General features: G+C 64.6%; 23 protein-coding genes. 9 read left to right on the forward strand and 14 right to left on the reverse strand.

What is annotated here, in order from left to right:
• The first annotated feature begins 128 nt into the window (after window positions 1-128).
• Together QRO95_RS10380 and QRO95_RS10385 are read left to right on the forward strand one after the other, a co-directional pair.
• Complete coding sequence (locus QRO95_RS10380) at window positions 129-1,085, forward strand: FRG domain-containing protein (protein WP_164171444.1); 957 nt, start codon at window positions 129-131, stop codon at window positions 1,083-1,085.
• Between the two features lie 1,009 nt (window positions 1,086-2,094).
• A complete protein-coding gene (locus tag QRO95_RS10385) occupies window positions 2,095-3,192 on the forward strand; it encodes an AraC family transcriptional regulator (protein ID WP_285302485.1) in 1,098 nt (365 codons plus the stop codon).
• Window positions 3,193-3,212: 20 nt separating this feature from the next.
• Here the strand turns inward: QRO95_RS10385 and QRO95_RS10390 are convergent, their stop codons facing one another.
• Window positions 3,213-3,692, reverse strand: coding sequence for a GNAT family N-acetyltransferase (locus QRO95_RS10390; protein ID WP_285302486.1), 480 nt, complete (start codon window positions 3,690-3,692; stop codon window positions 3,213-3,215).
• Window positions 3,693-3,892: 200 nt separating this feature from the next.
• Here QRO95_RS10390 and QRO95_RS10395 point away from each other — a divergent pair, with 200 nt between their 5' ends.
• Both QRO95_RS10395 and QRO95_RS10400 read left to right on the forward strand, forming a co-directional pair.
• Window positions 3,893-4,651 carry an SDR family NAD(P)-dependent oxidoreductase gene (locus QRO95_RS10395; RefSeq protein ID WP_164079818.1) on the forward strand — a complete coding sequence of 253 codons (759 nt, stop codon included), beginning with the start codon at window positions 3,893-3,895 and terminating at the stop codon, window positions 4,649-4,651.
• The gene (locus QRO95_RS10400) at window positions 4,644-5,993 is read left to right on the forward strand and encodes an NAD(P)/FAD-dependent oxidoreductase (RefSeq protein WP_285302487.1); all 1,350 of its coding nucleotides are present in this window, start codon (window positions 4,644-4,646) and stop codon (window positions 5,991-5,993) included. Before QRO95_RS10395 ends, QRO95_RS10400 begins: the two co-directional genes overlap by 8 nt.
• 55 nt (window positions 5,994-6,048) lie before the next feature.
• Here the strand turns inward: QRO95_RS10400 and QRO95_RS10405 are convergent, their stop codons facing one another.
• From QRO95_RS10405 to QRO95_RS10420, 4 genes are read right to left on the reverse strand one after another with little or no spacing between them, the layout of a single operon-like run.
• Entirely contained in the window at window positions 6,049-7,488 is a 1,440-nt protein-coding gene (locus tag QRO95_RS10405; protein ID WP_343237326.1) for an efflux transporter outer membrane subunit, read from the reverse strand.
• A complete protein-coding gene (locus QRO95_RS10410) occupies window positions 7,485-8,384 on the reverse strand; it encodes an HlyD family secretion protein (RefSeq protein ID WP_285302488.1) in 900 nt (299 codons plus the stop codon). The genes QRO95_RS10405 and QRO95_RS10410 overlap by 4 nt, the downstream gene beginning before the upstream one ends.
• Window positions 8,381-8,599, reverse strand: a complete 219-nt coding sequence (locus QRO95_RS10415) for a DUF1656 domain-containing protein (RefSeq protein WP_097049098.1) — start codon at window positions 8,597-8,599, stop codon at window positions 8,381-8,383. The genes QRO95_RS10410 and QRO95_RS10415 overlap by 4 nt, the downstream gene beginning before the upstream one ends.
• On the reverse strand, window positions 8,596-10,446 hold the full coding sequence (locus tag QRO95_RS10420) for an FUSC family protein (RefSeq protein WP_285302489.1): 1,851 nt from the start codon (window positions 10,444-10,446) through the stop codon (window positions 8,596-8,598). Before QRO95_RS10420 ends, QRO95_RS10415 begins: the two co-directional genes overlap by 4 nt.
• Window positions 10,447-10,709: 263 nt before the next feature.
• On the opposite strand from QRO95_RS10420, the gene QRO95_RS10425 reads away from it, so the two are divergent.
• Window positions 10,710-11,639: an AraC family transcriptional regulator gene (locus QRO95_RS10425; RefSeq protein WP_285302490.1), complete on the forward strand. Its 930-nt coding sequence runs from the start codon at window positions 10,710-10,712 to the stop codon at window positions 11,637-11,639.
• Window positions 11,640-11,657: 18 nt separating this feature from the next.
• On the opposite strand, the gene QRO95_RS10430 is transcribed toward QRO95_RS10425, so the two are convergent.
• The 7 genes from QRO95_RS10430 to QRO95_RS10460 form a co-directional block, all read right to left on the reverse strand.
• A complete protein-coding gene (locus tag QRO95_RS10430) occupies window positions 11,658-12,455 on the reverse strand; it encodes an SDR family NAD(P)-dependent oxidoreductase (protein WP_285302491.1) in 798 nt (265 codons plus the stop codon).
• A 149-nt stretch (window positions 12,456-12,604) separates the two neighbouring features.
• On the reverse strand, window positions 12,605-13,732 hold the full coding sequence (locus QRO95_RS10435; RefSeq protein WP_285302492.1) for an AAA family ATPase: 1,128 nt from the start codon (window positions 13,730-13,732) through the stop codon (window positions 12,605-12,607).
• Window positions 13,666-14,640, reverse strand: a complete 975-nt coding sequence (locus tag QRO95_RS10440; protein ID WP_285302493.1) for an SDR family NAD(P)-dependent oxidoreductase — start codon at window positions 14,638-14,640, stop codon at window positions 13,666-13,668. The genes QRO95_RS10435 and QRO95_RS10440 overlap by 67 nt, the downstream gene beginning before the upstream one ends.
• Window positions 14,640-15,065: a VOC family protein gene (locus QRO95_RS10445; RefSeq protein WP_049399299.1), complete on the reverse strand. Its 426-nt coding sequence runs from the start codon at window positions 15,063-15,065 to the stop codon at window positions 14,640-14,642. Before QRO95_RS10445 ends, QRO95_RS10440 begins: the two co-directional genes overlap by 1 nt.
• Window positions 15,066-15,090: 25 nt before the next feature.
• Window positions 15,091-16,194, reverse strand: a complete 1,104-nt coding sequence (locus QRO95_RS10450) for an FAD-dependent monooxygenase (protein ID WP_285302494.1) — start codon at window positions 16,192-16,194, stop codon at window positions 15,091-15,093.
• Between the two features lie 32 nt (window positions 16,195-16,226).
• Window positions 16,227-17,270, reverse strand: a complete 1,044-nt coding sequence (locus QRO95_RS10455; RefSeq protein ID WP_071227395.1) for an NAD(P)-dependent alcohol dehydrogenase — start codon at window positions 17,268-17,270, stop codon at window positions 16,227-16,229.
• A 44-nt stretch (window positions 17,271-17,314) separates the two neighbouring features.
• Complete coding sequence (locus QRO95_RS10460) at window positions 17,315-18,358, reverse strand: alpha/beta hydrolase (protein ID WP_343237327.1); 1,044 nt, start codon at window positions 18,356-18,358, stop codon at window positions 17,315-17,317.
• Between QRO95_RS10460 and QRO95_RS10465 the strand changes: the two genes are divergently transcribed.
• Window positions 18,344-19,321 carry a LysR family transcriptional regulator gene (locus QRO95_RS10465; protein ID WP_285302495.1) on the forward strand — a complete coding sequence of 326 codons (978 nt, stop codon included), beginning with the start codon at window positions 18,344-18,346 and terminating at the stop codon, window positions 19,319-19,321. The two genes, QRO95_RS10460 and QRO95_RS10465, sit on opposite strands and share 15 nt — an antisense overlap.
• A gap of 6 nt (window positions 19,322-19,327) precedes the next feature.
• Here QRO95_RS10465 and QRO95_RS10470 read toward each other — a convergent pair whose 3' ends face one another.
• Complete coding sequence (locus tag QRO95_RS10470) at window positions 19,328-20,254, reverse strand: AraC family transcriptional regulator (protein WP_164079825.1); 927 nt, start codon at window positions 20,252-20,254, stop codon at window positions 19,328-19,330.
• Window positions 20,255-20,376: 122 nt separating this feature from the next.
• Between QRO95_RS10470 and QRO95_RS10475 the strand changes: the two genes are divergently transcribed.
• Both QRO95_RS10475 and QRO95_RS10480 read left to right on the forward strand, forming a co-directional pair.
• Window positions 20,377-21,150 carry an SDR family NAD(P)-dependent oxidoreductase gene (locus QRO95_RS10475; protein ID WP_285302496.1) on the forward strand — a complete coding sequence of 258 codons (774 nt, stop codon included), beginning with the start codon at window positions 20,377-20,379 and terminating at the stop codon, window positions 21,148-21,150.
• A 34-nt stretch (window positions 21,151-21,184) separates the two neighbouring features.
• A complete protein-coding gene (locus QRO95_RS10480; protein WP_285302497.1) occupies window positions 21,185-22,054 on the forward strand; it encodes an oxidoreductase in 870 nt (289 codons plus the stop codon).
• A gap of 66 nt (window positions 22,055-22,120) precedes the next feature.
• Here the strand turns inward: QRO95_RS10480 and QRO95_RS10485 are convergent, their stop codons facing one another.
• The gene (locus tag QRO95_RS10485) at window positions 22,121-23,059 is read right to left on the reverse strand and encodes an alpha/beta hydrolase (protein WP_285302498.1); all 939 of its coding nucleotides are present in this window, start codon (window positions 23,057-23,059) and stop codon (window positions 22,121-22,123) included.
• A 260-nt stretch (window positions 23,060-23,319) separates the two neighbouring features.
• Between QRO95_RS10485 and QRO95_RS10490 the strand changes: the two genes are divergently transcribed.
• The gene (locus QRO95_RS10490; RefSeq protein ID WP_285302499.1) at window positions 23,320-25,461 is read left to right on the forward strand and encodes a hypothetical protein; all 2,142 of its coding nucleotides are present in this window, start codon (window positions 23,320-23,322) and stop codon (window positions 25,459-25,461) included.

Here is a 25,461-nt window from a genome sequence, read left to right on the forward strand (position 1 = left end):
TTCTGATTGATGGGGCTGCGGGAGGGGCATAGAATCAAGCTGAATGTCCAAGGGCTGTTGAGTACGGCGGCCGTGGGCTAAAGGCCCTCAAGCCAATGGGGGCAAATTATTTTTACAATGGAGATAGTATGAAAGAAGGGAATTCAGGCGTCGCAAAAGGCCCGACTCTGATCAAGGTTGAGAGCGTATCTGCCTACGTCGAGCAGGTGCGGGCTATAGTTCAGAACGAAGATGGTCCCGTCTGGATGCGAGGACAGTCTCAGGCAGCCCACAGGCTATTGCCGTCTGTCTTGCGGGAAACTATTCCCCTGATTGGACCGCGAGGACAGGCACTGGTAGGCAACGAGACCTTCCAAGCCAGTGGCGTCATAGACACCGGGCCAAATCCTGAGCGGATGCTTGAAGATTTTAAGCGGAGAGCGCTCCCATTTATAACAAGCGTACCGCGCAATGACTTCGAATGGCTGTTCCTTATGCAGCACCATGGGGTCCCTACCCGCCTACTCGACTGGACCACGAACGCTCTGGTTGCGCTCTATTTTGCAGTCGATGGAGTTCGGAGCGCAGCGCCAAGTCAATCCGTCTCGAGCGATCCAGATGACTCCGTCCAAGAATTTGACAGAAACTCTGCGGCCGTGTTTCTGATGAACCCGGAAAGGATCAATGCAGAACTGCATGTGGACGTGACCACGCCTGTGGATGTGGCGCAGGATTACGAAACTTGGCATCCGTACACGAGGCCTATGAGTAGCGCAAGCGAGATGAGCACGTACGCCCCACTCTGCATTCTAGCGCCGCAAATCTCGCCACGAATTCGCGCGCAGGCCGGCCTATTTTCACTACACGGTTCAAATTTGGAGCCACTCGATTACTACACAGTCACGCGGCCTCTAATCACCAAGATCCTAATCCCTAATGATGCGGCGATCAGAATTCGCCAAGAACTACACATCCTCGGGATCACCCCGTCCTTCGTCTTCCCGGACCTGGACGGTGTCGCACGCGAGGTGAAGGAGAACGAGCTCCGGGCCTTCGGTCAGGAGCGCAGAGTCTATCTGGCGAGCTTGTCGGAGCGCGCGAGCTAAGTGCGGCTTCTGCGACCTCAGCAAGGGGCGATGTCGGCGCGACCACGGTCGCGCTTTGAGCGGGCAGAACGCTTTCGAAGTCCTTGGAGAATTGCAACTTGCAGTTCAAACGCTCGTGAAATTGCTTGCCGAAGGTTCGCAGGCAACGATTCTCCCGGCGCTAAGGCACATACGAGACAGTGAGTTGATTTAACTTGAGGATCGCCTCGATGTCCATCTCGGCGATGAGGCGGGGGCGATGAAAGCGGCGGATACCGGAACGTCCGGGCGCTCATATTCTGCCGAGTACAGAATCTGTGGAACTACCGACGATACCTGGCGGAAGAGTCTCCCTTTCTTACTCATCATGGCGATAAAGGCGCTCAGTTCGAGCGCGTGCTGGTTGTGATTGACGACGAGGAAGCCAACTGTCTGCAGCACTCTTACGAGAAGTATCTCGGATACACGCAGTTGTCGCGAACTGACGATGAGAACATCGCTGCTGGGAGCGAACCAGTCCTTGATCGAACCCGCAGACTGCTCCACTTCTGCTGCTAGCGCGCAACGAAAGACCTAGCGGTGGTTGTCTTCGCTTCAGATGTTGAAGTCACAAGGGAAGCGATCGAGGCCAGAGGGGCGTTCCCCCGAGAGGCGATTCGAGGTAGCGACGCTCTCGAGTAGCTAACGACGTGGATCGAGCATCTCTCTTTAAGGCTCTCGATCTCAATTGAGAATGTGCGAAGCCACGCATCCACACCATAGCGACGCGCTCGCACCAATGTCCAACCTGAACCGCAGGCAGAGCTCAGAACTGGCTGGACATCCGTGTACTACGTCAGAGGGCAGGAGCCCGCTCCGGCCCAGGAATAGCGTCGCGTTACATTGGCATTGCTTCAAATTTGGCGCACTGCATTGGCAATGCACCAAATTCATTGCAGAGCATTGCTCAATGTCCAACTTGCTAGCAGTGATCCATGCGCCATCTTAGTGCATCTCGAGGACCCCGCCCTTACGAATCAACAAGATAGGATTGATAAACTCCAAGCGTGCAACACAGATCCCTGACCTCACTCTTGGCCAGCGTTCCCACTCAATCCCCACAGCGTCGATAGTCAAACGGAATCCGCAGGATCTTGCCATCATCTACCGGACCGGTGATGCTCGCCTTCAGCGCAGTGCCATCACGCCGGTACTCGATTCGCTTCGGGAAGTCATTCTGCGGGTTCTCGAACACGACCCAGTTCGCACCATGGTCAGCCAGGATGGCGTCCGATGCCGCATGGACTACTGCGAGCACCCTGCCCCCGACGATCTCCGCCATCACGTCCAGTGCATCTGGTGGCTGCGCGACGATGCACCCGGGAATGACGTGCAGGTCATCTATCCCGATGGCCGGTGCGAGCTGCTGGCCGAACTGGGCGTGCCGCTGCAGCTGCATGGCGCAGATGGCCGTATCCGTTCCGATCTACCGTTCTGTTTCGCTGCACAGCAGTGCGGGCCTATCCGGCTGCAAGCCGCTGGTGCGGTGTTCTGCATCGGTGTGCGCCTGCAGCCGGCCGCGAGCGCCTTGATCGCCGGTGCCCGCTTACCCGGCCTTCGTGACCAGGCCCCTGACCTGTACACGCTGGATGCCTCCTTTGCCGAGACCTTCAGTGCCGCCGCACGCGCCAGTGCGGTCATCAACACGCCCGAGCCTCTCTGGCAGGCCCTGCGGGATCGTTGCGCCAGCTTCATCCTGGACGAGCGTGTTGAACAGGCCGTAGCAGATCTGGATGCGATGGAGGGTGACCTGCGCATCGCCGAACTGGCGCGGCGGCTTGGCATGTCCCTGCGCGGCCTGCAATCCCGCTTTCTGGCTGCGGTGGGCATGACTCCGAAGGAGTACGCCCGTGTGTGCCGTCTGCAGGCAATTCTGCACACACTTGATGAGGAAGCCACGAGCATTGCCGCTGCAGCCGCACGCCATGGCTACAGCGACCAGGCCCATGCCACGCGCGACCTTGTCCGCTGGACAGGAGTCACGCCCGGCCGACTGGCGAATGCCCTGCGTGGCGATCGTGGCAGCGACGATGCACTGCGATTGGCTGCCGCCTTCGTGCGCGGCACCAGCGGCGGCCGCTTACTGTGAGCCCCCTCCTCCACGTCGCCCTATAGAAAGCGGTGCATCACATATACATCAACCAACCCCAGCGTTCGATGCCGAAACGCCGCCGGTAGCGTCCCGACCACGGCAAAGCCCAGCTTCCGGTACAGCTCAACCGCTGGCGCATTGGTACTGACCACGTAATTGAACTGCATGGCCAGGAAGCCTTCCGATCTGGCTCGATCAAGACTGTGCTCCACCAGCGTCCGGCCAATGCCGCGACCTTGTACCCGAGGATCGACCACATAGGTAGCGCTGGCCACGTGCGCTCCCAGGTCTGGATAGTTGGCGCCCATCTTGTACATTCCGGCCACGCGCCCTTCCAGAACGGCCACAAAGGCCGGCTGCACTCCAAACCAATGGCTCCGAAAGGTCCCGGCCTCGAAGGTGCCGGCGAACGGAAGCGCATCCTCCGCCGCAATGGCGGCCTTGAAGATCGCCCACATGGCGTCGATGTCGTCCGCGCTGGCGGGCCGGATTTCCATGCGATTCCTCGCGGAGTGGCGTGATGGACAAGGCGGACACTAGCAGAATCCAGGCACGAACAATCCCGCAGGTAATGCGGACGCCTGCACATGGGATTGAGAGCTGCCAGAGCGCCCAATGGATGCAGAACCCGGCGCCGGCCAGTGAGCCGTAGCGCATGGGCCTCTCAACCCATGATCCACAGCACAGAGGCGTTCACATGGCACGTTTGAAGGACAAAGTAGCAATCATCACCGGCGCAGGGGCCGGCATGGGGGCAGCCGATGCCCGCCTGTTCGCGCGCGAGGGCGCCCACGTCTTCATCACTGACATCCGCGCCGACGCGGCACAGGCCATTGCAGCGGAGCTCAGTGCTGAAGGCCTGTCGGCCACGGCCCTGTCCCTGGATGTCACCCGCGAAGACCAGTGGAACGACGTGGTCGACCAGGTCATCGCAACGCACGGCCGCATCGACGTCCTGGTCAACAATGCAGGGCTTCCCGGTCCTTTTGATACCTGGGACAACGCCACGCTGGAAGGCTTCAACGCCATCATCCAGCTCAACCTCAACAGCCATTTCCTCGGCATGAAGGCGGTCAGTCCGCACATGAAGCGCGCGGGCAAGGGCTCGATCGTGAACATGTCGTCCATCTGTGGACTCGTGGCCATCACCGGCATCCATCCTGGCTATTGCCCGTCCAAGGGCGCCAACCGCCTGCTTGCCAAGGGGGCTGCTGCCGAGTTCGCCAGCTTCAATATCCGCGTCAACTCCGTGCACCCGGGCATCATCGATACGCCACAGAACAAGGACCTGATCGCCAACGATGGCGCCAACCATGGCATGCGCTCACGCATCCCGCTCGGTCGCTTCGGACGTGCAGAGGAAGTTGCCAATGTGGTGCTGTTCCTGGCCAGTGACGAAGCGTCCTATGTCACCGGTGCCGAGATCGTTGTCGATGGCGGCTACGTCATTGTCTGAGCCCATCCGGCGCGGGACGGCCTCGCCCTCGCGCCATCAGGCACACCCCATGTCAGATCAGAAGAGAATCGTCATCGTCGGCGGTGGCATCGGCGGCTTGCTGCTTGCGACCCAGCTCGGCCAACAGCTGGGTCGCAGCGGTCGTGCTGCCATCACTGTGGTGGACAAGAGCCCAACCCATATCTGGAAGCCCATGCTGCACACGCTGGCAGCGGGCACGCGCAGCCTGCAGCAGCAACAGGTGGTATTGCTTGCGCATGCCAGCGAGCACGGCTTCACTTACCAGCCGGCGGAAATGCGCGGCCTGGACCGGGAATCGCGGGAAGTCCTTATCGGCGACCTGCGCTCACCCGACGGAGAGTTGCGGGTACCTGCGCATCGAATCCCCTACGACGTGCTCATCCTCGCCATGGGCAGCCATGCAAATGATTTCGGCACACCCGGCGTCCGCGAGCACTGCCACTTCATCGACAGCCTGGCCCAGGCCGAAGTCTTCAACGATGCACTTCGAACCCGGGTGATGCGTGCCATGGCCCAGGACGAGCGCCTACGTGTGGCCATCGTCGGGGGCGGTGCCACCGGTGTGGAGCTGGCTGCGGAACTGAGTCGGTTGCTGGAACTCGCTTCCAGCTATGCAGACCCTACCCTGCGTGATCGCCTGGATCTGACCCTGCTTGAGGGAGGCCCGCGCATCCTGCAGGCATTTACCCCAGCGATCTCATCGTCGGCCACACACCAGTTGCGCCACATCGGTTTCCAGGTCCTGACCGGGGCATCCGTGATCGCCGCCGAGGCCGAAGGCTTCCGTCAGGCCGATGGCAACCTGGTTCCAGCCGACCTCATGGTCTGGGCGGCTGGGGTGAAAGGCATCACGTTTGCAGAGGGACTGGATGGACTGGAGCTCAATCACGCAAATCAGGTACGGGTGCGCCCCAACCTGCAATCCACAATGGACGACACGGTCTTCGTGCTCGGGGATGCCGCAAGCCTGACCTTGGCTGGTGCCACCTGCGCCCTGCCACCCACGGCGCAGGTGGCCACCCAGCAAGCACAGCATCTGGCCCGTCACCTTCCGGCCTGGCTGGAGGGCCGGCCGCTTCCCGAATTCGTGTTCCGTGACTTCGGTGCACTCGTTTCGATCAGCGACTACAACGCCTTTGGCACGCTGGGAGACTTCGGATTCTTCCGTGGCGCGTCAATCAAGGGGCGATTCGCACATCTCAGCCATGCGCTGCTCTATCGCCGCCACCAGCATGCGCTGCACGGCTTCCGCAAGGCGACCCTGCTGTGGATGGCCGAACGCTTGAACGGCTGCGTTCAACCGCGCGTTCGTCTTGCCTGAGGAGAAGACGGTGCATCGGGGCCAGCCGTGGCCCCGATTGCATTGCGGCCCTTCCTTACGACTCCCACCCTCCTCCCAGCGCCAGGAACAGGGCGATGCGGCTTCGAGCGACCGTCGCATCGGAGGTGGCGACGGCCTGCTCGGCGGCCGCAAGGCTACGCGCCACATCCAGCGCTTCCAATGCCGATACTGTTCCTGCCTTCAGCATCTGCTGCTGTTGCGCATGCGCCCGTCGGGCCGCCGCGCGCACATCCACCAGTACGGCGTTCTCTTCCAATGCCTTGGCATAGGCTGCCGCGGCAGTCTCTGTTTCCGACAACGCCTTGAGAACCGTACCGTCGAAGGCGGCCAGTTCAGCCCGTGACGCCGCGTCGGCAGCGTCTATCCTCGCCCGTGCCACGGAGCGGTTCGGAAAGCTCCATGACACCAGCGGGCCTACCGAATAGCGCAGTGCGGAATCGTCGAACAGATGGTCCAGTCGACGCGATGTGGCACCCGCACTCAAGCCAAGATGCACACTGGGATACAGGCCCGCCGTCTCCACACCAATCCGTGCCGTGGCCGCTGCCAGTCGACGCTCGGCCGCACGTACGTCCGGGCGTCGTCGGATCAGGTCGGCGCCCTCGCCCGCTGGCACCACACCGGCCATGGTCGGAATCGAGGTGCAGTGCTGGTACTGCGCATCCAGTTGCGAGGGTGCCTGTCCCAGCAACAGCGCCAGTCGTGACAGTGCGGATTGCTGGCCGGCCTGTAGTGGCGGCATCTGCGCCTGCAGCTGCCCAAGCAAGCCCCTGGCGCGGGTCACATTGATGGCTGGCTGCTGCCCGGCCTTCCATGCACGCTCGATCAATGCCAGCTCCGAGGCCTGCAGCTGGATGGAACGTGCCGCCACCTGCTGGCTCGCGCCGGCGGCGCAACTGTCGGTGTACGCACGCACCACGTCGCTGACAATACCGATGGTGGCCAGGTCCCGCGCCGCAGCGACGGCCTCGGTCTGCGCGTCCTGCGCCTCGAGGAGCCGCTTTACCCGCCCGGCCAGATCAAGATCGTAGTCGATGCTGATGCCAGCATCGAAACTGGCATGCACGCCTGCGCTGGGTCCAATTCCGAGGCTGGAAGCCTGGCCGGCACCTGCCCCGGCACTGACAGCAGTACCCACACCCGCTGCGGCGCGGACCTCCCGCGCCTGAGCCCGGGCCTGCTCCAGCCGCGCCTGTGAGATCCGCAGATCGGTGTTGGCGGCAAGGGCGTGCTGCACAAGGGCATCGAGCGCGGGGTCGTCGTACAGCCGCCACCATCGTTCTGGTAACGGAGCATTGCTGACGGCCGCCGACGCTCCCTGTACGGGTTCGATCGATGCAAACCCAAGGCCTGCAGCCGGCGGTCTCGGAGGCCGGTAGTCCGGCCCTGCGGTACGGCACGCGCTGATGGCCAGCACGATGCACACCGGCAGTACCCACCGGGCGACATGCCCACAGGGAACGGCGCGCATCATGGGCCCCTCCCCTGCGAATCATCTTCGATCAGGGTCACCGTGGCGGTGCGCCCCGCGATCATCGCCATCCCTTCAGGGATTTCATCCAGTTCGACCCGCACTGGAATGCGTTGGGCCAGCCGGATCCAGGTGAACGTCGGATTGACGTTCGCCAGCAGGGTGCCATTTGCAGTCACACGCTCACGGTCATCGATGCCCGGTGCCAGGCCGACCACGTGGCCACGAAGCGTGGCGGCCTCACCCATCACATGAACCTGGACCGGTGCACCTGGATGGATGCGTGGCAATTTGGTTTCCTCGAAGTAGCCTGCGACGTGATAGCTCTCGCTGTCGACGATGCTCACCAACGGCTGGCCTGCACTGGCGTAGGTGCCGGGGCGCAACGAGAAATTGCTGATGGTGCCGTTCACCGGCGAACGCACGGTAGCGCTTTCAAGATTCAAGCGCGCCAGGTCCCGCTCAGCGATGGCCTGGCGATGACTGGCCGCCGCCTCTTCAGCCTGCGTGCGGCGGGCAGCGATGTCCTGGTCGGATGCTACGCCGACCAATCCACCGTAGCGCGACGCCTCACGGCGCGCAGAGCGGGATCGCTCCGCAGCCAGTGCCACCGCGGCGTCCGCCCGTTCCAGGGCATTGGCCAGGCGGTCACGGTCCAGCACGAACAGGACCTGCCCACGCTGCACCTGCTGGTTGTCTCTCACATGTACTTCAGAGACGCGGCCGGAGACCTCGGTGGCCAATGCCACCACGTCAGCGCGGATCTTGCCGTCACGGGTCTGTGGCGCACTGATGTAGTAGCTGTAGATGTGCCAGGCCACGAACGCAGCAATGGCACTGAACATGAGGGTAAGGGCCTGCCGGGCAACGGCAAGCAGCAGGGGTTGCAGATTCTTCATGACGATGTGCGCCAGACAAGCGGAAAGAGAACCATGAGCGCGCCGACGAGCATCACCAGCAGCGACAGGTCGAACAGAGGGCGATTGCCGAGCAGCCGATAGGCGCCAATCCGATCCAGCACGCGCGACAACGCAATGCGCAGCACGAATCCGATCAGCAGGCACGGCAGCAACGGCGAGACAAACAGTCCAGCCAGGTCGAGCTCTCCGATCATGCTGCCTCTCCGTTCTGCGCCGGCACCGGCTCCAGGGCCAGGCGCAGGTGAACCAGTGCATCGGTCAGTGCGTCGCCTTCAGGGCTGCCCAGCAGGATGTCGCGTCGCAGCACCCGGTCGAGGTGATCGCCCAGCATTCCGGGCGACGCTGCGCCCGCCAGTTCACGGTGGAGTCGACGCATCAGCGCATCCAGCAAGTCGCGTTCGATCCCTGCCACATAGTGGGTGGCACGTTGCAGGTGCACCAGGCTGTGTCCCAGGCGAAGCTGCCGAAACAGGTGCGCTGCCGCCACCGCATTCGCGCCTGTGGCACGGGCGCCAAGCTGCCCGATGCGATCGAGATCGCGCTCAAGGAAGGCGTCCTCCACGTCGCGACCCGCGGTCCGGCCCAGCGTCGCCAGGTCCTGCCGCCCGTCCTCCTGCAATCGCTTCGAGGCCGCTTCGGCGCCCATGCGCTTGACCAGCAGCAGGCAGAAGAAGCCGATAAAGATGCCGATCAGGGTTCCCGCGGCCATGTCCAGGAAGGTGCCGAAGTCCTGGGGCTGGTAGTGACTGGCCAGACCTGCATTACTGAGTGTCAGCGCCAGCAGCAGGATCGCCAGCGGCTCCTCGATGCTCCACACCGCCAATGGCAGGATCACCAGTGCACAGGCAAGTGCGAATCCAGAGAAGCTCTGGGCCATGGGTAGAAGCAGGTATCCCAGTACCACCGACAACGCGACCGACAACGCGGCGAAGCGACCGAACTTCATCGCGGCCAGGTTGGCACCATCGAAGATGCCGAAGAAGGCCAGCGTCACGGTACCCATGATCAGCATGTTCGGCCCCTGTGCCCAGCCGGTGGCCCACCACAGCAGGCAGATCAGCGCATACGCGAGGGCGCAGCCACCGCCGATGCGGAGTGCGTGATGATGATCCGGCGCGAGCGGCAGTGGCTGGCTCGTGGCCAGGCTGCGCTCCAGATGCGGCGGCAGCGGGTCACCCTTCTCCAGGGCATCATCCAGCACCTCGATATCGGTCCATGCCTGCCGTGCACGCGCCAGGTCGCGCTGGCGGGTTGCCACGATGCGCGCGCGCCAGGCCGGGTCATGCAGGCGCGAGCTGCCCGCGGTCGTCGCTTCCAACGCTCCGATCAAGGGCACAAGACGCGCCAGCCGCCGCTGCAGCGCAAACAGCAGCCGGTGCTGGCGATTGCTTACCGTGCTGTCGAAACGCAGCTGCTCGGCCACCAACGAGAGCGCCGAAAGGTCGGCCACGGCCTTGAGCCGATGCTGCGCAGCCACGTCCGTGGCCACGTTGCCAGCGACCGCGTCATCCAGCCACTGCCCGACCTCTGGCAACCAGCGGCGCAGTCGGGTTCTCACCGAAGGGCCCAACGCGGTTGGCGCCAGGCCGTCCACCAGGGTGATCGCGGCGATGCCGATGCAGATCTCGGTGACGCGCAGCAGCGCGATGTCGAACAGGCGCCCCGGGTGTTCCACGTTGCCCACGGCGATCAGGCACAACGTGACGGCAAACAACTGCAGCGCATATGCCCGTGGGGTGCGGTTGGCCGCCGCCACGGTGAAGCCCAGCGTGGCAACCACACCACTGGCCAGCACCACTGGGAAGGAAAGAATGCCGAACAGGCCGCCGATGGCCAGCGCAGTCACGCCGGCACCGAGGGTGCCCAGTAGACGGTACAGCGCTTTGGAGCGGACATTGGCCGAGATTGGATTGGCCAACGCGACGCAGGTCACGCTGGCCCAGTAATTCTGCTCCAGCCCGAGGTGCACGGAGGCGACGAACGCCAACATGCAGGCCACATAGAGCTTCAATGCGAACAACAGGGTGGCCGCCGCATTCATGCCGGCCACCGCGATTCTGGAAGTGGGTTCACGAGGAAGGGCCCGGAAGGCGCAGGGCGGCAAGCACCATGCCGCCGAGGTGGAAAGATGGACCGGGACGCAGGCCGGCGACCGGCACGTCCAGCCGGAAATTCTAGGAACGGAACACGGGCTGTACCATTCGCCACCGTTCGTGGTTGATGTGCATTCGTCCGCCCGCTTCGCGCCGGAGACGGGGTTGGCGCGGTACGCTATGTGCGGCCCTTCTGTTGCCGTTCTGGTGCATGGATCCTCTGTCTGAAGTACTAACCCTGCTCCGCCCCACCCATACGCGTACCGCAGCGCTGGATGTGGCGGGCCCATGGTCACTGCGTTTTCCCAACCGGCAGGGCATCAAGTTCTGTGCCGTCGAGCGCGGGAAATGCTGGATCTCCGCAGATGGCGGCCAACAGCCGCAGCGCCTGCAGGAAGGTGACTGCTTCCTGCTCAGCAAAGCCGGCTCGTATGTCCTGTGCAGCGACCCTCAACTCGCCCCTGTTGATGCCGCCTCGGTGCTCGACCTCGAAGCCACTGGCCGCAGGACGCTGCACGGTGGCGGCGACCACCTGATCGTCAGCGGCAGCTTCCGCTTCGCCGATACCGATGCGGTGCGCGTCCTCGACCCCTTGCCCGGTATCGTGCAGGTGTCACATGGCGACAGCGAGGCCATCCTGCTGCGCCGTGCGCTGGCCCGCCTTGCCGAAGAACTGGTACAGCCACGCCCGGGGGCTGCGCTGGTGGTCGAGCACCTTGCCCATCTGATGCTGGTGGAGATGCTCCGCCTGTTCCTGTCCTCCGAGCACCCTGCCCTGCCGCCCGGCTGGATGCAGGCCATGACCGACCCACGTATCGCCGACAGCATCCGCGCCATGCACGGCGAGCCGGCCCGTTCCTGGCGTCTGGACGATCTTGCCAGCATCGCGGCCATGTCACGCACGGTCTACGCCGGCCGCTTCAAGCAGCTGATGGGTGTTTCGCCCATCGAGTACCTGACCAACTGGCGCATGCTGTTGGCCGCCTCCCGCCTGCGCAGCACCCAGCAGACGCTGGCACGCATCGCGGCAGACGTGGGCTACAGCTCCGAGTTCTCCTTCATCGCAGCCTTTACCCGGGTGATGGACGTCGCACCTGGCCGCTATCGCCGCCAGGTCCGCACCAGTATCGATGCGGACTGACGGCGGCAGCCAGGTGCATCAGAATGGCGTGTCAGCCACGCCACCATCCGCACGCAGCGCGGCGCCGGTAGTGCCGGATGCGAGGCTTGAGCATGTGTAGGCCACCAGGTTGGCCACTTCCTGCGCAGTCTGGAAGCGCTCGGTGATCGACGAAGGCCGCATGGCCTTCACCAGCGTCGCGCCCTGCTCCTCGATGCTCTTGCCGGTCCGGCGGATCTCATCCTGCAACATCGCCTCCACACCTTCGCTCAGGGTCGGCCCCGGCAGCACCGCGTTGACGGTCACGCCAGTACCGGCCATGCGCTTGGCCATGCCACGCGAGAGACCCAGCAGTGCGGTCTTGGTGGTTGCGTAGTGCAACATGTCGGGAGGCGTGCTGATGCCGCACTCCGAGCCGATGAAGACCACCCTGCCCCAGGCCTTGCCTGCCATGGCCGGCAGGTACGAACGCGCAAGGCGCATGCCAGCCATGATGTTCACCGCCCAGTAGGTGTCCCACGTGTCATCGGCAATCTCGAAGAAGTCTGCGGTTTCGAAGACAGCGGCATTGTTGACCAGGATGTCGCACGCCGGCACCTGTGCCAGCAGCACGTTGCAACCTGCCGCGCTGGCCAGGTCCGCAACCACGCCCTGCACCGGTGCTGCGTCGCCGTGCTCGGCCTTCAGCCGCGCAACAGCCTGGTCCACCTGGTCGCTCCTGCGGCCATTCACAACCACCGTAGCGCCCTCCGCCAGCAACGTGCTGGCGATGGCATAACCGATGCCCTGGGTCGCACCGGTAACCACGGCGACCTTGTTCTGGATACCAAGTTGCATCTCACATTCACCTTGTTGAGGCGCACATCGTGCGCGGGTTGAAACAGCTGCGGCTGGCGTTGGATTCCATGCCATGGCCGCAAGCGTCGTGTTCAGGTCATTAAGCGCCGCGAGCAACGCTCAGGCCATGCGTGTCTGACCGCGATCACTCAGCCAGCGTCCGCAGGTGACCCGCTGCGCGAGCGCGCGTTCAGCCATGCCATCACCGTGGCGTTGGATTTGTGGGTGGCCCCCAGGTACAGGGCCGTGTTGGCCAGTGCGACCGCGCCCAGTTCGTCGCCGAATCGCTCCAGTACCTTCCAGGCCTCCAAGGCCCTGGTCTGCGCTCTCGGGTCGGACAGGCCGATGTCCTCGATGGCCATCTTGCTCAGGTTGCGTGCCAGGTACCGCGGATCACAGCCTCCATCCAGCATCCGGCAGATCCAGTACAGGGCCGCGTCGGGATTCGTGCTGCGCACCGACTTGAACGCCGCGGATATCTGGTCGTAGAACAATTCACCCTGCTTGTCGAAGCGGCGCACCTGGCGGGGCAGCGCGTCATCGAGCAACGAATGTGGGATCCGACCATCCGCGGGCGCCAGATCCGCCAGGATCTCCAGAGCATTCAGCGCCCTGCGCAGATCTCCATCAGCGCGAACGGCGATGGCGCCCAGAACGTCGTCGTCGATCTTCAGATCGCAGTGGGCCAGCCCCTGCATCCCATCCACCAGCGCACGCCGCAGTTGTCCGATGATGTGGATCGGCTGCAGCGGCTGCAGTACATGAACGTCGCAGCGCTGAAGCAGTGACGGTCGCAACTGGAACGACGGATTCTCGGTGGTGGCAGCAAGCAAGCGAGCGTCGTTGCCCTGCAGATGACGTACCAGCACATCCTGCGTGGCACGGTCCAGACGATGAACCTCGTCGACGAACAGCAGGTGGCCGCGGCCTGCCTGGTGGCTGGCCACGGCCAGCGCCCGGCCCAGTTCGGAGGGCGTCATCACCGCTGCAGGCAGCGATGTGTGGCGATGCCCCGATGCCCCCAGTAGCAGTTGCGCGATACTGGTCTTGCCACACCCCGGCGGCCCCCACAGGATGATCGAACGTGGCAGGCCTGCTTCCAGTGCCCGCTGCAGCGGCTGTCCATCCGCCAGCAGATGGGACTGCCCGACAACGCCGGCAAGCGATACCGGGCGCAGCCGTTCGGCCAAGGGAGCGCGTGCCTGCGACATCACTCCGCGCCTGACGTCACGCCAGCAAAAGCATTGATACCGGTCAGCTCGGCCGACAGCCGCCACAGGCGTTCTGCCTGCGCGGCGTCCACCGCATACGGGCGAACACCCCCTTCGCTCGGGACGGGAAGGTCTTCCTCCCATGCGACGTCGCAGTCCTCGCAGTACACCCCACCGATGCCATCCAGCAGCGACGATGTGGCCGCCCACACCGTGGTCGCCGCACCTTGAGCGGACGTCTTGAAACTGGGGTCGATCAACCGGCCCTCTGCATCAAGCCAGCCCAATGCCTGCATTTCTTCCAGTGCCATGTGGCGCTGCAGCGCCGTGTGGATCTTGCCCGGATGGACCGAGTAGGAACGCACGCCAGCGGTGCAACCGAGCACATCCAGGTGCAGCGCGAACAGCGCGATGGCGGTCTTGGACTGCCCATAGGCCAGCCACTTGTCGTACCCCGTTTCGAACTGCAGGTCCGTCCAGCGCATGGGCGAATAGTGATGTCCCATCGAGGACAGCGAAACGATGCGGGCACCTCGCGCAATGGCCGGCCACAGCAGATTGACCAATGCAAAATGACCCAGGTGGTTGGTGCCGAACTGCGATTCCCAACCGTTGCACACGCGCGATTCATCGTTGGCCATGACCGCGGCATTGCAGATCACGATATCCGCCCTGCGTCCGCTGGCGACGAAGCGCTCGGCACAGGCACGCACGCTGGCCTGGTCTGCAAGATCAAGCATGTCCACCTCCACCCCGGGAACATCGGCCAGCGTGGCCCGGGCCGCCGTCGGGTTGCGCGCAAGTACCAGCACGTCTGCGCCGGCGCTGGCCAGGGCCCGGGTGGTTTCCAGGCCGAGGCCACCGTGGCCGCCAGTGATGATAGCCAGCTTGCCGCGCAGATCGATACCCTGCACCACATCGGCTGCGGAACTCGTCCGGTCGAAGCCGGAGTTCAGGGGGCGCTGAGGGCTCATCACGACGACGCCCCCGCAGTGTCAAGCGTGGGAGCGGAATCGGCCAGCGTATGGAACGCGCACAGCTTGTTGCCGTCCGGGTCACGCAGGTAGGCCAGATACAGCGAGCCCGCCGGAGTCTCGCGCACACCGGGCGGTTCCTCGCACGAGGTTCCACCGTTGGCCAGCGCCGCAGCATGGAAGGCATCCACCTGTGCCGGGCTGGCCATGAGCAGGCCGATGGTGCCGCCATTGGCCGCCGAGGCAGCTTCGCCGTTCAGCGGCGTGGCCAGCACCAGCAGGCTACCTGCGTGCTGGTAGAGGATGCGCTCGGAATTGAAGTTGAGGCTGAGTGCCGGGCGGGCGCCCAGTACCCCCATTACGGCGTCGTAGAAGCGACGGGACCGCACAAGGTCGTTGCTGCCAAGGGTTACGTGACTGAACATGTTTCTGTCTCGGTTCGGAATGAAGTCAGGCCCAGCGCTGGCGCGCCGCACCCGGCGAAGTGGCGTCGCGGAAGGAGCGCCCGAAGACCTGGCCCTGCAGCACCTGCTCGCGCATGTGGAGCAGGCGCCGTTGCTGGTAGAGCGCCAGGGCGTCCACCACGTCGGGTTCCAGGCGTAACGCCCGTGACACGTGCAGGGCATCGAGCATGGACTCAGCGAATCCCGCGCCGGTCATCGGCGATTGCGCATGCGCAGCGTCCCCCACCAGGGCCAGGCGCCCGCGCGCGACCTGCGTGGGGACGTATTCGGAGATGGGCATCGGCAGCGCGCCCGCCTGCCGGATCGCCCGCGAAAGTGCCTTGCCCCACGGTGCAGGCCACTGCACCCGCGCACGATTGGCCAACGCAATGCGCGCGTCTGCGGGCACTGCGTCCGCCGTCGGCGTGAACCGCACCCGGTCCTCGCAGACCGCCCCGAGGGTCTGCAACAGCCGGGTGCTGCGCGCTTCGAACCACGCCCAACCCACGCGTCGCGGGATGGCGTGTGCAGCCTCCAGCAACGGGTAGATGGCCAGCACATCGTGGCCGGCCGAATGAAACTCGACACCGCTCAGCGCACGCGCGTTCCGGGGTGGCACGTCCAGTTGCCCCAGCCACGCCAGATAGCCTGCGTAGGAGGCCTCGGGCTGCTCCGGGGCGACGCACCGTCGAACCACGCTCCGATGCCCATCGGCCCCGATCAGCAGGTCGGCCGTCCACTCCCGCCCTTCTGTGCTACGCGCCCATGCCGCGTCAACCCGCTCACCAACGGCAACCACCGCCTCGCCATCCACCAGCGTGATGCCGGGCTCGACGCTGGCCGCCTGGCGGAGCGCACTGTAGACGTCCCACCACGCATGCGGCAGCACGGCCTGTTCGATGGCATCGCCGCCCAATGCATCCACCACCTGCTGGCTCGCCGGTACAGTGAATGCCATCCGCAAGGCAGTGCCGCCGGCGCGGATGGCCACACCGGCGCGCCCGCGCGCCGGTGTTCGTTCGAGCACGGTGGAGGCCACGCCGACGTTGGCCAATGCCAGGGCCGCTGACAATCCCGCCAGCGAACCACCAATGATCAATGCCGTGCGCATGCTGTGCTCCTCGTCCGCTCTACCGTGGGCCCTCAGGCCAACGTGGACATGTCGATGACGAAGCGATAACGCACGTCGGCACGCTCAAGCCGATCAAAGGCCTCGTTGATCTGGTCCATGCGGATCAGCTCGCAGTCCGGCAGGATCTGTTGTCGCGCACAGAAATCCAGCATTTCCTGGGTCTCGCGGATTCCGCCGATCATCGAGCCTGCTACGCGGCGGCGGCCCATGATCATGGGCACGGTGAACGGCTCCTGCAGATCGCCCAGTTGCCCGACGACCACCAGCGTGCCGTCGATATCCAGCAGCGGAATGTACGGGTTGATGTCGTGCTTGGTCGGTACGGTATCGACGATCAGGTCGAAGCTGGAAGCCGCAGCCGCCAATGCCTGCGCATCGTCGGTCGGCAGGAGTGCCTCTGCACCCAGAGCAAGCGCGTCGGCCTGCTTGGCGCGGGAGCGGCTGATGACGGTGACGTGTGCGCCCAGTCCGATCGCCAGCTTGACCGCCATGTGGCCCAGCCCGCCCAGGCCAACCACGGCCACCCGGCTGCCGGGACCAACGTTCCAGGTGCGCAGCGGCGAATACGTGGTGATGCCGGCACACAGCAGCGGTGCGGCCCGAGACAGGTCCAATCCTTCGGGCACGCGCAGCACGAAGGCCTCCTTCACCACAATGTGCCGCGCATAGCCCCCCAGGGTCGGCTGGCCGGTGACGCGGTCCAGGCCATTGTAGGTCTCGGTCAGCACCTCGCGGCACATGTGCTCTTCGCCCTTGTGGCACTGGTCGCAGTGCTCGCAGCTGTCGACGAAGGTGCCGACAGCCACCGCATCACCTGCCTTGAAGCGATGCGCGGACGCGCCGGTGGCCACCACACGACCGATGATCTCGTGGCCAGGCACGACCGGGTAGATCGCCCTGCCCCAGTCGTTGCGGACCATGTGCAGATCCGAATGGCAGACGCCGCTGTAGAGAATTTCGATAGCGACATCGTCGTCACGCAGTTCACGACGTTCGATGGTGTGCGGCACCATTGGCGTAGTTGCCGACAGCGCAGCGTAGGCCTGGGTTTTCATCTGCAGATCCTTGAGTAATTCAACGAAACGCCGTACTGGCGTGCTCAGCGCGCAACCAGCGCCTGGTGGTAGAACTCGCCCAGTGCCGCGCCCGTACGCGCCACGAATTCGGGCTGGTCGTACAGCGCCACGTGGGTACCACCGGCCAGGATCAGCAGGTGCTTGTCGGTGCTGGCCGCGCGCTGGTGCAGCTCTTCGCTCATCCAGCGGGTGCCGGCCTCGCTGCCGGCGATCGCCAGCAACGGTTGGGTGAGGAACAGTTCCGCGTTGTTGAAGGCGTCGTAGCCCACCAGTTCGGCCAGGTTCTGCAGCGGGAACAGCCCAGTGGCGTTCGGATGCTGGCCACGCGGTGTGCGGTAGTAGTCGAAGGCTTCGGCAAAGTCCGGGTGTGTGGCCGCTTCGCGGTTGGCTGGCAGCGCATCCTGGTACTGGAGCTGTCCGCCCTCGGCCTGACGGCTGCGGGCCTGCGCTGCGGCGTCAAGCAGCGCGACTGAATTCCGGGGATCGGCATCGCCATCCCAACCCTGGCGGAACATCTGGCCGTAATTGACGGCACTGATGGTGCCCACCGCGCGGATGCGGCGATCGTTCATCGTGGCGTGTGCCGCATAGCCGCCACCGGCACAGATACCGAGCACACCGATCCGATCGGCGTCGACGATCGGCAGCGTGACCAGCAGGTCAATCGCCGCGCTGATATCGGCCACACGCGCATACGGGTTCTCATTGCCGCGCGGTGCGCCGGTGCTGTTGCCCTGGCAGGAGGCATCGAAGGTCAACACCACGAAGCCCTGCTTGACCAGGCTGGCCGCATGCACCGTTGCGGTCTGCTCCTTCACGCCACCGGCCGGGTGAACGACCACGATGGCCGGATGACGGGCCGACAGTGCGGCGTGCTCCGGCACATGCAGCTGGCCGGCCATGGTGATGTTGCCATTGGGGAATTGCACTGCTTTCATTGCCGTCCTCACAGGTTGCTGTCCACGTTGTGTGGAATGACAGCTACGATAGGGCTGGCATGGCGCGGTGATAATCCGCAAAAATCGTAATGGACTTATAAGCAGGATCACCCAATGGCAGGCAGTCACCTCAAGGATCTCTCGGCCTTTCTGATGGTTGCCGAAGAGGCAAGCTTCACCCGCGCCGCAATCCGGCTGGGCATCACCCAGTCTTCGCTCAGCCAGATCATCCGCGGGCTGGAAACCCGCCTGGGGCTGCGCCTGTTCGCTCGCACCACCCGCAGCGTGGCCCTGACCGAGGCCGGCGAGCGCCTGCTCGGACTCATCGGCCCGGCCATGAACGAACTGGAAGCCGGGCTGGCCCGCATCGGTGAACTGCGCGACAAGCCCGCCGGCACCCTGCGCCTGACCGCAGACGAATATGCCGTGCACGCTGTACTGATGCCCGCCATCGCCCGGCTGGTACCGGACTACCCCGACATCCGTGTGGAAATCACCACCGACTACGGGTTGACCGACATCGTCAGCGGCCGCTTCGATGCCGGCGTGCGCCGCGGCGGCCTGGTTGCCAAGGACATGATCGCAGTGCCGATCAGCCTGCCGATACCGATGGTGGTGGTGGCATCACCGGCCTACTTCGCCCGCCACCCGGCACCCCAACAGCCGCAGCAGCTGGTGGAGCACCAGTGCGTGAACCTGCGCCTGCCCACCCATGGCGAGATCTATGCCTGGACATTCACTCGCGCCGGCCGCGACCACCGGGTGAAGTCCGAAGGCCAGGTGGTGGTCAACAGTATTTCGGCCATGCGCGATGCAGCTTTGCAGGGCGTCGGCCTTACCTATCTGCCACTGCATTACGTGCAGGACTGGCTGGCGTCAGGAGAGCTGGTCGAGGCGCTGACCGAGTGGCGCAAGACTTACGAGGGGTATCACCTCTACTACCCGAACCGGCGCTTGGCTTCGCCGGTGTTCACACTGTTGCTGCAAGCGTTGCGTGACAACCTGGAAGACAGCAGGAAGCGCAGCGCAACGAGTGCGACACGTGCCGCCACCCAGCGTGCACCGGCCAGGCCTCGCCGGCGCACGACCTGACACCGCTTACCTGGGCGAGGTGGCCTGCCTGCGATACTGCGCGGGCGCCTGCCCCATGATGCGCTTGAACGCAGTACTGAACGCACTCTCCGATTCGTAGCCCACGGCAAAGGCAATACTGGACACGGCATCGGCGCCATGGGACAGCCGGTCCGCCGCAAGCAGCATCCGCCAACGTGACAGATAGTCCATTGCCGTGTGCCCGACCAGTGCCTTGAAGCGCTGCGCGAACACCGTGCGCGAAACCCCTGCGATACGCGCCAGTGACTCCAGCGTCCAAGACTGGGCCGGAGCTGCGTGCATCGCCCCGAGGGCCAGGCTGATGTGGCTGTCGGTCAGGGCCAGGAACCAGCCCTTCGGCACCCGGCCCGGGGTAGCCAGGTGCAGGCGCAGCACCTGTACCAGCATGAGATGGGCCAGATGGGTGGACATCAACCCTGCGCCCGGCTGCGGCGCGTGCAGTTCATTGGCCCATTGATCCAGCGCCCAGCGCAGCACGCCTGCTTGTCCCGAAGCACGTGGCACATGGATCAGGGGTGGCAGCGCATCGAACAGCACGGCGGCATGCCGCCCGGGAAACGCGAATCGGCCGCTGATGAGGAAGGTCTCTCCTCCCCCGTTGTGAGTGACAACGCCCTGCCGCGCCGCCGCTTCGATGATGGGCTCGCCGCTGGCGATGGCCACTGCAGGATCCGAAGCGAGCACGAACCGGCAGCGGCTGTTGAGCAGGAAGCAGTCGCCGGCTTCGAAGTGGAACAGTGCGGGCTCACCCTCGACGCGGCCCCAGCAGCCGCCCCCCATGACTGCCGTGAACTTGATGCCTTCGTGCGCCGGGAAATCGAATGCCCAGTCGCCGGCGGCATCGAATCCGGCAAAGAACTGGCTGCTTGGCTGCAGCAGTGACAACACATCGGACAGCGGATCAGCGCTCATTTCCGTACGCTCGAAGAAGTCAGGCGAACGCCACGGCATGGATCGTACAGAACCCCGGGCCTATCGTGCATTCCATGGCGGCACATCACCGCCCCGCTCCCGATCAGACACAGGAATTGCCCATGAAACGCCTGCAGGACAAAGTCGCCATCATCACCGGCGCCGGCAGCGGCACCGGCATGGGTGCGGTCATCGCCCGGGTCTTCGCCAGCGAAGGCGCCGTCGTTGTTGCTACCGGCACCCCCGACCGCAAACAGAACCTTGACGCACTGGTGCAGGACCTCACCGCCCAGGGCCATCGTGCAACATCGGCGTTCCTGGATGTGACCCGGCCCGAACAATGGGCCGAGGTGGCCGCCACCACAATCGAGCGCCATGGCCGCATCGATATCCTGGTCAACAACGCCGGCACGCCGGGGCCGCGCGACGGCCGCTGGGACAACGCCACGGCCGAGGACTTCAGCCACGTCATCGACGTCAATCTGACCAGCCAGTTCCATGGCATCAAGGCGGTCACGCCGCAGATGGAACTGCAGCACAGTGGCGCGATCATCAACATCTCGTCTGCCTCCGGCATCATCGTCTTCCCCGACGTGCCGCCGGGCTACAGCGCCTCCAAGGGCGGCAGCCGTCATCTGACCAAGGCCGCCGCCGTCGATTTCGCCCGCCGCGGCATCCGCGTCAACGGCATCTACCCGGGGCTGATCGACACGCCGATGGCCACCCATTTCACCGGGGATCCGCAACTCCTGGAAAGCCTGCTCAAGGGCATTCCGATCGGCCGCGTCGGCACTTCGGAGGAAATCGCCAAGGCCGCGCTGTTCCTTGCCAGCGATGACGCGTCCTACGTCATCGGTGCCGAACTGGTGGTCGACGGTGGATTGACCATCATCTGATCGCGTGTTGCACAACATTCCGCAGGATTCTCCAATGAATACACAACAACCACGTGTCTGGTTCATCACCGGTGCGTCATCCGGCCTGGGCAAGGCCCTTTCCGAAGCGGTCATTGCCCGGGGTGACCGCGCCATCCTTACCGCGCGGCGGCTGGGCCGCCTTCGCGCGATCGCCGCAGGCCATGAGGACCACGTCCTGCCGCTGGCGCTTGACGTGAACGATGCCGATGGCCGTGCACGTGCCGTGGCCGAGGCCATCGAACGCTTCGGGCGCATCGATGTGCTGGCCAATGTGGCTGGCCGCGGTGTGGTGGGCGCCTGCGAGGAATTCAGCCTGGAACAGCTGCGCGAGCAGATGGAACTGAACTTCTTCGCTGCTGCCGAAATGAGTCGCGCCGTGTTGCCGCAGATGCGGAAGCAGGGCGCTGGCCACATTCTCACTGTCAGCAGCATTGCCGGGCTGGTGGCAATGAACGCGGCCGGCCCCTACTGTGCAGCGAAGTTCGCCATCGAAGGCTGGACCGAAGCACTGGCGATCGAAGCAAAGCCGCTCGGCATCCGGGTGACTCTGGTGGAACCGGGCGCATTCCGCACCGAGTTCGCCGGTGATGCCAACATGCGGCCAGCACACCGCATCGATGCTTATCGGCCGGTTGTGGAGCCATTCGAAACCTACCTGGAATCATCCTCCGGGCAGCAGATGGGTGACCCGGCAAAGGCCGCACAGCGCATGCTGGACGTTGTAGCCAGCAATGACCCGCCGGTGCGGCTGATGCTGGGTGCGGATGCCTATTCGATCTGGGAGACCACCCTGGCCAACCGCCAGGCCGATCTGGCCAGGTGGCGTGAGCGCGGTATCGATACCGCGTTCGAGGGCGCCGCTACAGTGCCGATCCAGCTGTAAAGCAAACGTCCCGCCGGCCTGAAATGGGCCGGCGGGACGTAGGCTGCTCTGGTTGGCCTTGTTGCATCAAGCGCCAAGATGCGTCCGGTAGAACGGAATCAGCTGCTGCAGCGCCTGGGTGGTGGCTGCTTGCTGGTCATACAGCTCGTAGTGGCTGGCGCCGGCCACGATCTGGATGCTCTTCTGCGCCGAACGCGCCCTTGCATACAGCTCCAGGCCGTCCCGATACGAACCGAAGCCACCGGGCACACCGCCGATGACGATGTGCAGCGGCTGAGTCAGCAGATGCTCGGTGAACGCAAAGGCATCCCAGCTCAGGGCGGCGCCGGTGCTGGTGAAGCGCAGCTTGTTCGGCGAGCCCGGCTGCTGGCCACGCGGCGTGCAGTAGTACCGCACCGCCTCGACGATGTCGATGTCGTTGATTCCAGCGGCTTCGCGCTCCGCTTCAGAGCCGGGAATGTAGCCCACGATCAACGGCTCAGCACCCCGTGCCTCGGCAGTGCGCTGCTTGCCCAGCGCTTCCAACGTCTTCAACGCAGCATCCGGCGACATGTCACCTTCACGCATCAGCCGGCCATAGTTGGCAGCCACCACCGTGCCGACTGCCTTGAAACGGTGGTCGGTAGTGGCCGCGCTCACCGCATAGCCACCGCCGCCGCAGACGCCCAGCACGCCAACACGGTCTTCATCGATGTACGGCAGCGTCATCAGGTAATCCATGGCACAGCGGAAGTCCTCTACTCGGGTAGCGGGATCTTCCATGAAGCGGGGCTCACCGCCGCTGGCGCCCTGGGTGGAGGCGTCAAAAGCGAGAGTGATGAAACCAGCGGCGGTCAGTGCCTCACCGTAGATGGCGCCCGACGTCTGCTCCTTGCAGCTGCTGATCGGGTGCGCGCAGACGATGGCAGCGTACTTGCTGGCAGGGTCGAAGCCTTCCGGAAAGCGCAGGGTGGCGGCGACATCCCAGCTACGGTTCTTGAAACTGACGGTCTGTTGGGTGCTCATTTCAGTTCTCCAGGGGATTGGATTCGGCAGGCAAAGCGTAGGCCGCCGCCATTGGGTTGATAATCCCGGAAAAAAGCATTGCACTTATTCCAAGTGCCACCTAATTGCTCCAGGTAGCCGGCTTCAGGCCGCCTCCACACCCGCATTCACACGGTGCAACCCAACACTTCGCAATAGTGCGCTGGCTACCCATGTGATGAAGGTTGAAGCCGCTGATTTCCGTTCGCTACCCTCAATGGCCTCGCCATGCGCGCCTCACGGTGCGCATTCTGCTTGTCGTGTACGCTGCCTACCTGCTCGCCGGCAACATCTTCCTCAACACCCCGCTGTTCGACCAGGTCACCAACCGCAAGCCGCACAAGTTCGTGATGACGACCGGCCCGGCCATCACGCTGCTGCCGGGCCACGTCATTGCCTGGAACGTGCACATGCGCGGGCACGTCAACCATACCGTCTACGTACTGCACGCCGAGCATGCCAGCGCTCGCTTGGCGGTCCTGCCCCTGTTCCGCCGAGAAGTGCGGGTTCCGCGATTGCAGGCCACTGGCGTGTCGGCCGAGATCAGTCGCGTCGAGGACGCCATTCCGTCACCGCCGCGTAGCGACCAGGGCTGGACCCTGCGCTTCGACGCCATCCACAGCGACAGCATTCGCAGTGCCCGGCTCGGCAAGCTGCTGATCATCGGCAAGGGCCAGGGCACGGTCGGGTTCCTCAAGCAGCTGCGCGGCGGCCCGTCCGAACTGTTCGATTCCGAGGTCTCGTTCAGCAAGGCAGACACCAGCTATGACGGCGTGCAGCTGCTGGGCGACATGGATCTGACCGCGCGCTTCAGCTATCCGCGCCACTATCGCGACCAGGCGCCCGGCCTGGCCAAGTTGAAACTGCTGCATGCGCAACTTGAGGTGGACGCGCGCAGCCAGGGCCTGCGCATGGATACGGACGCGCAGACGCCGCGCATCTCCAGCTCGCCGGTGCCCGGCCGCCTGCAACTGGCAGTTCACATGATCGACGGCCAACTGCAACCCGGTGACCGCGCGCTCTGGCAGGTGCCGCTCTTCCTCGGCGATGGCGCGCCCAATCGCGGCGTGCTGGCCCTGCGGCTCAATGTGGCCAACGACCTGCGCCTGCAGGCCCGCCTGCCGCCACGTCCGGATTCGGCCGCCGGCATCGATGCCGACCTGCACATCACCGGGCGCGAGATTCCCTTCCAGCACCCTGCCCAGCTGCTGGAGCGCAGCTCCGGCACTGTGCGTGGCGAATGGGCCTTCACCTCGCTCAACTGGATCCCTGCCCTGTTCGTGCGCAAGCCGTGGCTGCAGCTGGATGGCGGCGGCACCCTGAAAGCAGATCTGCGCCTGCGCAATGGCGAACTGATCGAAGGCAGTACCGTGGACATCCCTTCGGCTGCCGCCGTGGCCGAGGTCGCTGGCGTGCGGCTGGCCGGCACGGCCAGTGCGCATGGCGAGCTGAAGGCCGGCAGCCCCACTCAGGCACAGTTGGCGATCCGGCTGCCCCGCTTCACCGCTCGCCCAAGCGATGCGAAGGATGTACGCCTGTTCGACGGTCGCGACCTGGCCGTGGACCTCACCGGCGATGGCCGCCTGCAGGAACTGCGCAAGGGCGTTCGTGCGCGGTTGCGCTTCAGCCAAGCGACCATCCCGGACCTGGCCGCCTACAACCGCTACCTTGGTTCCCAACAGGTGCGACTGCTGCGTGGCACCGGCCGCCTCAGCGGCGACGCCACGCTCGACACCGATGGCCGCGTCGGTCACGGCACCGCGCGGCTGCTGGGTCGCAATGCCAGCGCCAAGGTGGCGGGCCTGGACATGGGCGGCGATGTCGACGTGAACGCGACGCTTCGCCGCGGTGACTTCAACCAGCGTCATTTCGATCTGTCCGGCACCACCGTGGAGCTGCGCAATGTGCAGGTGGCCGGCAGCGAGCGCACCACGGCGTGGAAGGGCCGCGCCGCCTTCAAACGAGGCCGCATCGACGCGCAGTCCCCGTTCCAGGTGGACGCTACCACCGATCTGACCCTGAGCGATGCACGCCCCTTGCTGGCCGTGTTCGCCAAGCGCACCGACTACCCGCGCTGGACGCTGTCCCTGCTGGATTCCGGCCAGGTCGATGCACAGGCCACGTTGCGCTGGCGCCCGGGTCATCTGCTGATCGACGGACTGCAGGCCGAGAATGATCGCCTGTCGGTTCGTGCGCGGCTGGATCTGCTGGAGCGGCGCAAGCGTGGCGATCTCTACCTCCGCTGGGGGCTGCTGGGCGCGGGCATCGAGCTTGATGGCGAACAGCGCCAGTGGCATCTGGCCAAGGCGCGTGAATGGTTCGATCAGCGCCCTTCGCTGTTGCCGGCTGCCGAAGGTGAAAGCGCCGCGGGTTCTTCAGACTGA

Source organism: Stenotrophomonas maltophilia group sp. Smal13 (assembly GCF_030236855.1).
Classification (GTDB): Bacteria; Pseudomonadota; Gammaproteobacteria; order Xanthomonadales; family Xanthomonadaceae; genus Stenotrophomonas; species Stenotrophomonas maltophilia_A.

Excerpts from the sequence above, each read along its gene's own strand:
- QRO95_RS10420 (WP_285302489.1), bottom strand. The coding sequence starts at position 10,446 with ATGAATGCGGCGGCCACCCTGTTGTTCGCATTGAAGCTCTATGTGGCC.
- QRO95_RS10390 (WP_285302486.1), bottom strand. The coding sequence starts at position 3,692 with ATGGAAATCCGGCCCGCCAGCGCGGACGACATCGACGCCATGTGGGCG.
- QRO95_RS10380 (WP_164171444.1), top strand. The coding sequence starts at position 129 with ATGAAAGAAGGGAATTCAGGCGTCGCAAAAGGCCCGACTCTGATCAAG.
- QRO95_RS10445 (WP_049399299.1), bottom strand. The coding sequence starts at position 15,065 with ATGTTCAGTCACGTAACCCTTGGCAGCAACGACCTTGTGCGGTCCCGT.
- QRO95_RS10395 (WP_164079818.1), top strand. The coding sequence starts at position 3,893 with ATGGCACGTTTGAAGGACAAAGTAGCAATCATCACCGGCGCAGGGGCC.
- QRO95_RS10425 (WP_285302490.1), top strand. The coding sequence starts at position 10,710 with ATGGATCCTCTGTCTGAAGTACTAACCCTGCTCCGCCCCACCCATACG.
- QRO95_RS10405 (WP_343237326.1), bottom strand. The coding sequence starts at position 7,488 with ATGATGCGCGCCGTTCCCTGTGGGCATGTCGCCCGGTGGGTACTGCCG.
- QRO95_RS10480 (WP_285302497.1), top strand. The coding sequence starts at position 21,185 with ATGAATACACAACAACCACGTGTCTGGTTCATCACCGGTGCGTCATCC.
- QRO95_RS10455 (WP_071227395.1), bottom strand. The coding sequence starts at position 17,270 with ATGAAAACCCAGGCCTACGCTGCGCTGTCGGCAACTACGCCAATGGTG.
- QRO95_RS10470 (WP_164079825.1), bottom strand. The coding sequence starts at position 20,254 with ATGAGCGCTGATCCGCTGTCCGATGTGTTGTCACTGCTGCAGCCAAGC.
- QRO95_RS10465 (WP_285302495.1), top strand. The coding sequence starts at position 18,344 with ATGGCAGGCAGTCACCTCAAGGATCTCTCGGCCTTTCTGATGGTTGCC.
- QRO95_RS10485 (WP_285302498.1), bottom strand. The coding sequence starts at position 23,059 with ATGAGCACCCAACAGACCGTCAGTTTCAAGAACCGTAGCTGGGATGTC.
- QRO95_RS10475 (WP_285302496.1), top strand. The coding sequence starts at position 20,377 with ATGAAACGCCTGCAGGACAAAGTCGCCATCATCACCGGCGCCGGCAGC.
- QRO95_RS10450 (WP_285302494.1), bottom strand. The coding sequence starts at position 16,194 with ATGCGCACGGCATTGATCATTGGTGGTTCGCTGGCGGGATTGTCAGCG.
- QRO95_RS10430 (WP_285302491.1), bottom strand. The coding sequence starts at position 12,455 with ATGCAACTTGGTATCCAGAACAAGGTCGCCGTGGTTACCGGTGCGACC.
- QRO95_RS10410 (WP_285302488.1), bottom strand. The coding sequence starts at position 8,384 with ATGAAGAATCTGCAACCCCTGCTGCTTGCCGTTGCCCGGCAGGCCCTT.
- QRO95_RS10415 (WP_097049098.1), bottom strand. The coding sequence starts at position 8,599 with ATGATCGGAGAGCTCGACCTGGCTGGACTGTTTGTCTCGCCGTTGCTG.
- QRO95_RS10440 (WP_285302493.1), bottom strand. The coding sequence starts at position 14,640 with ATGAGCCCTCAGCGCCCCCTGAACTCCGGCTTCGACCGGACGAGTTCC.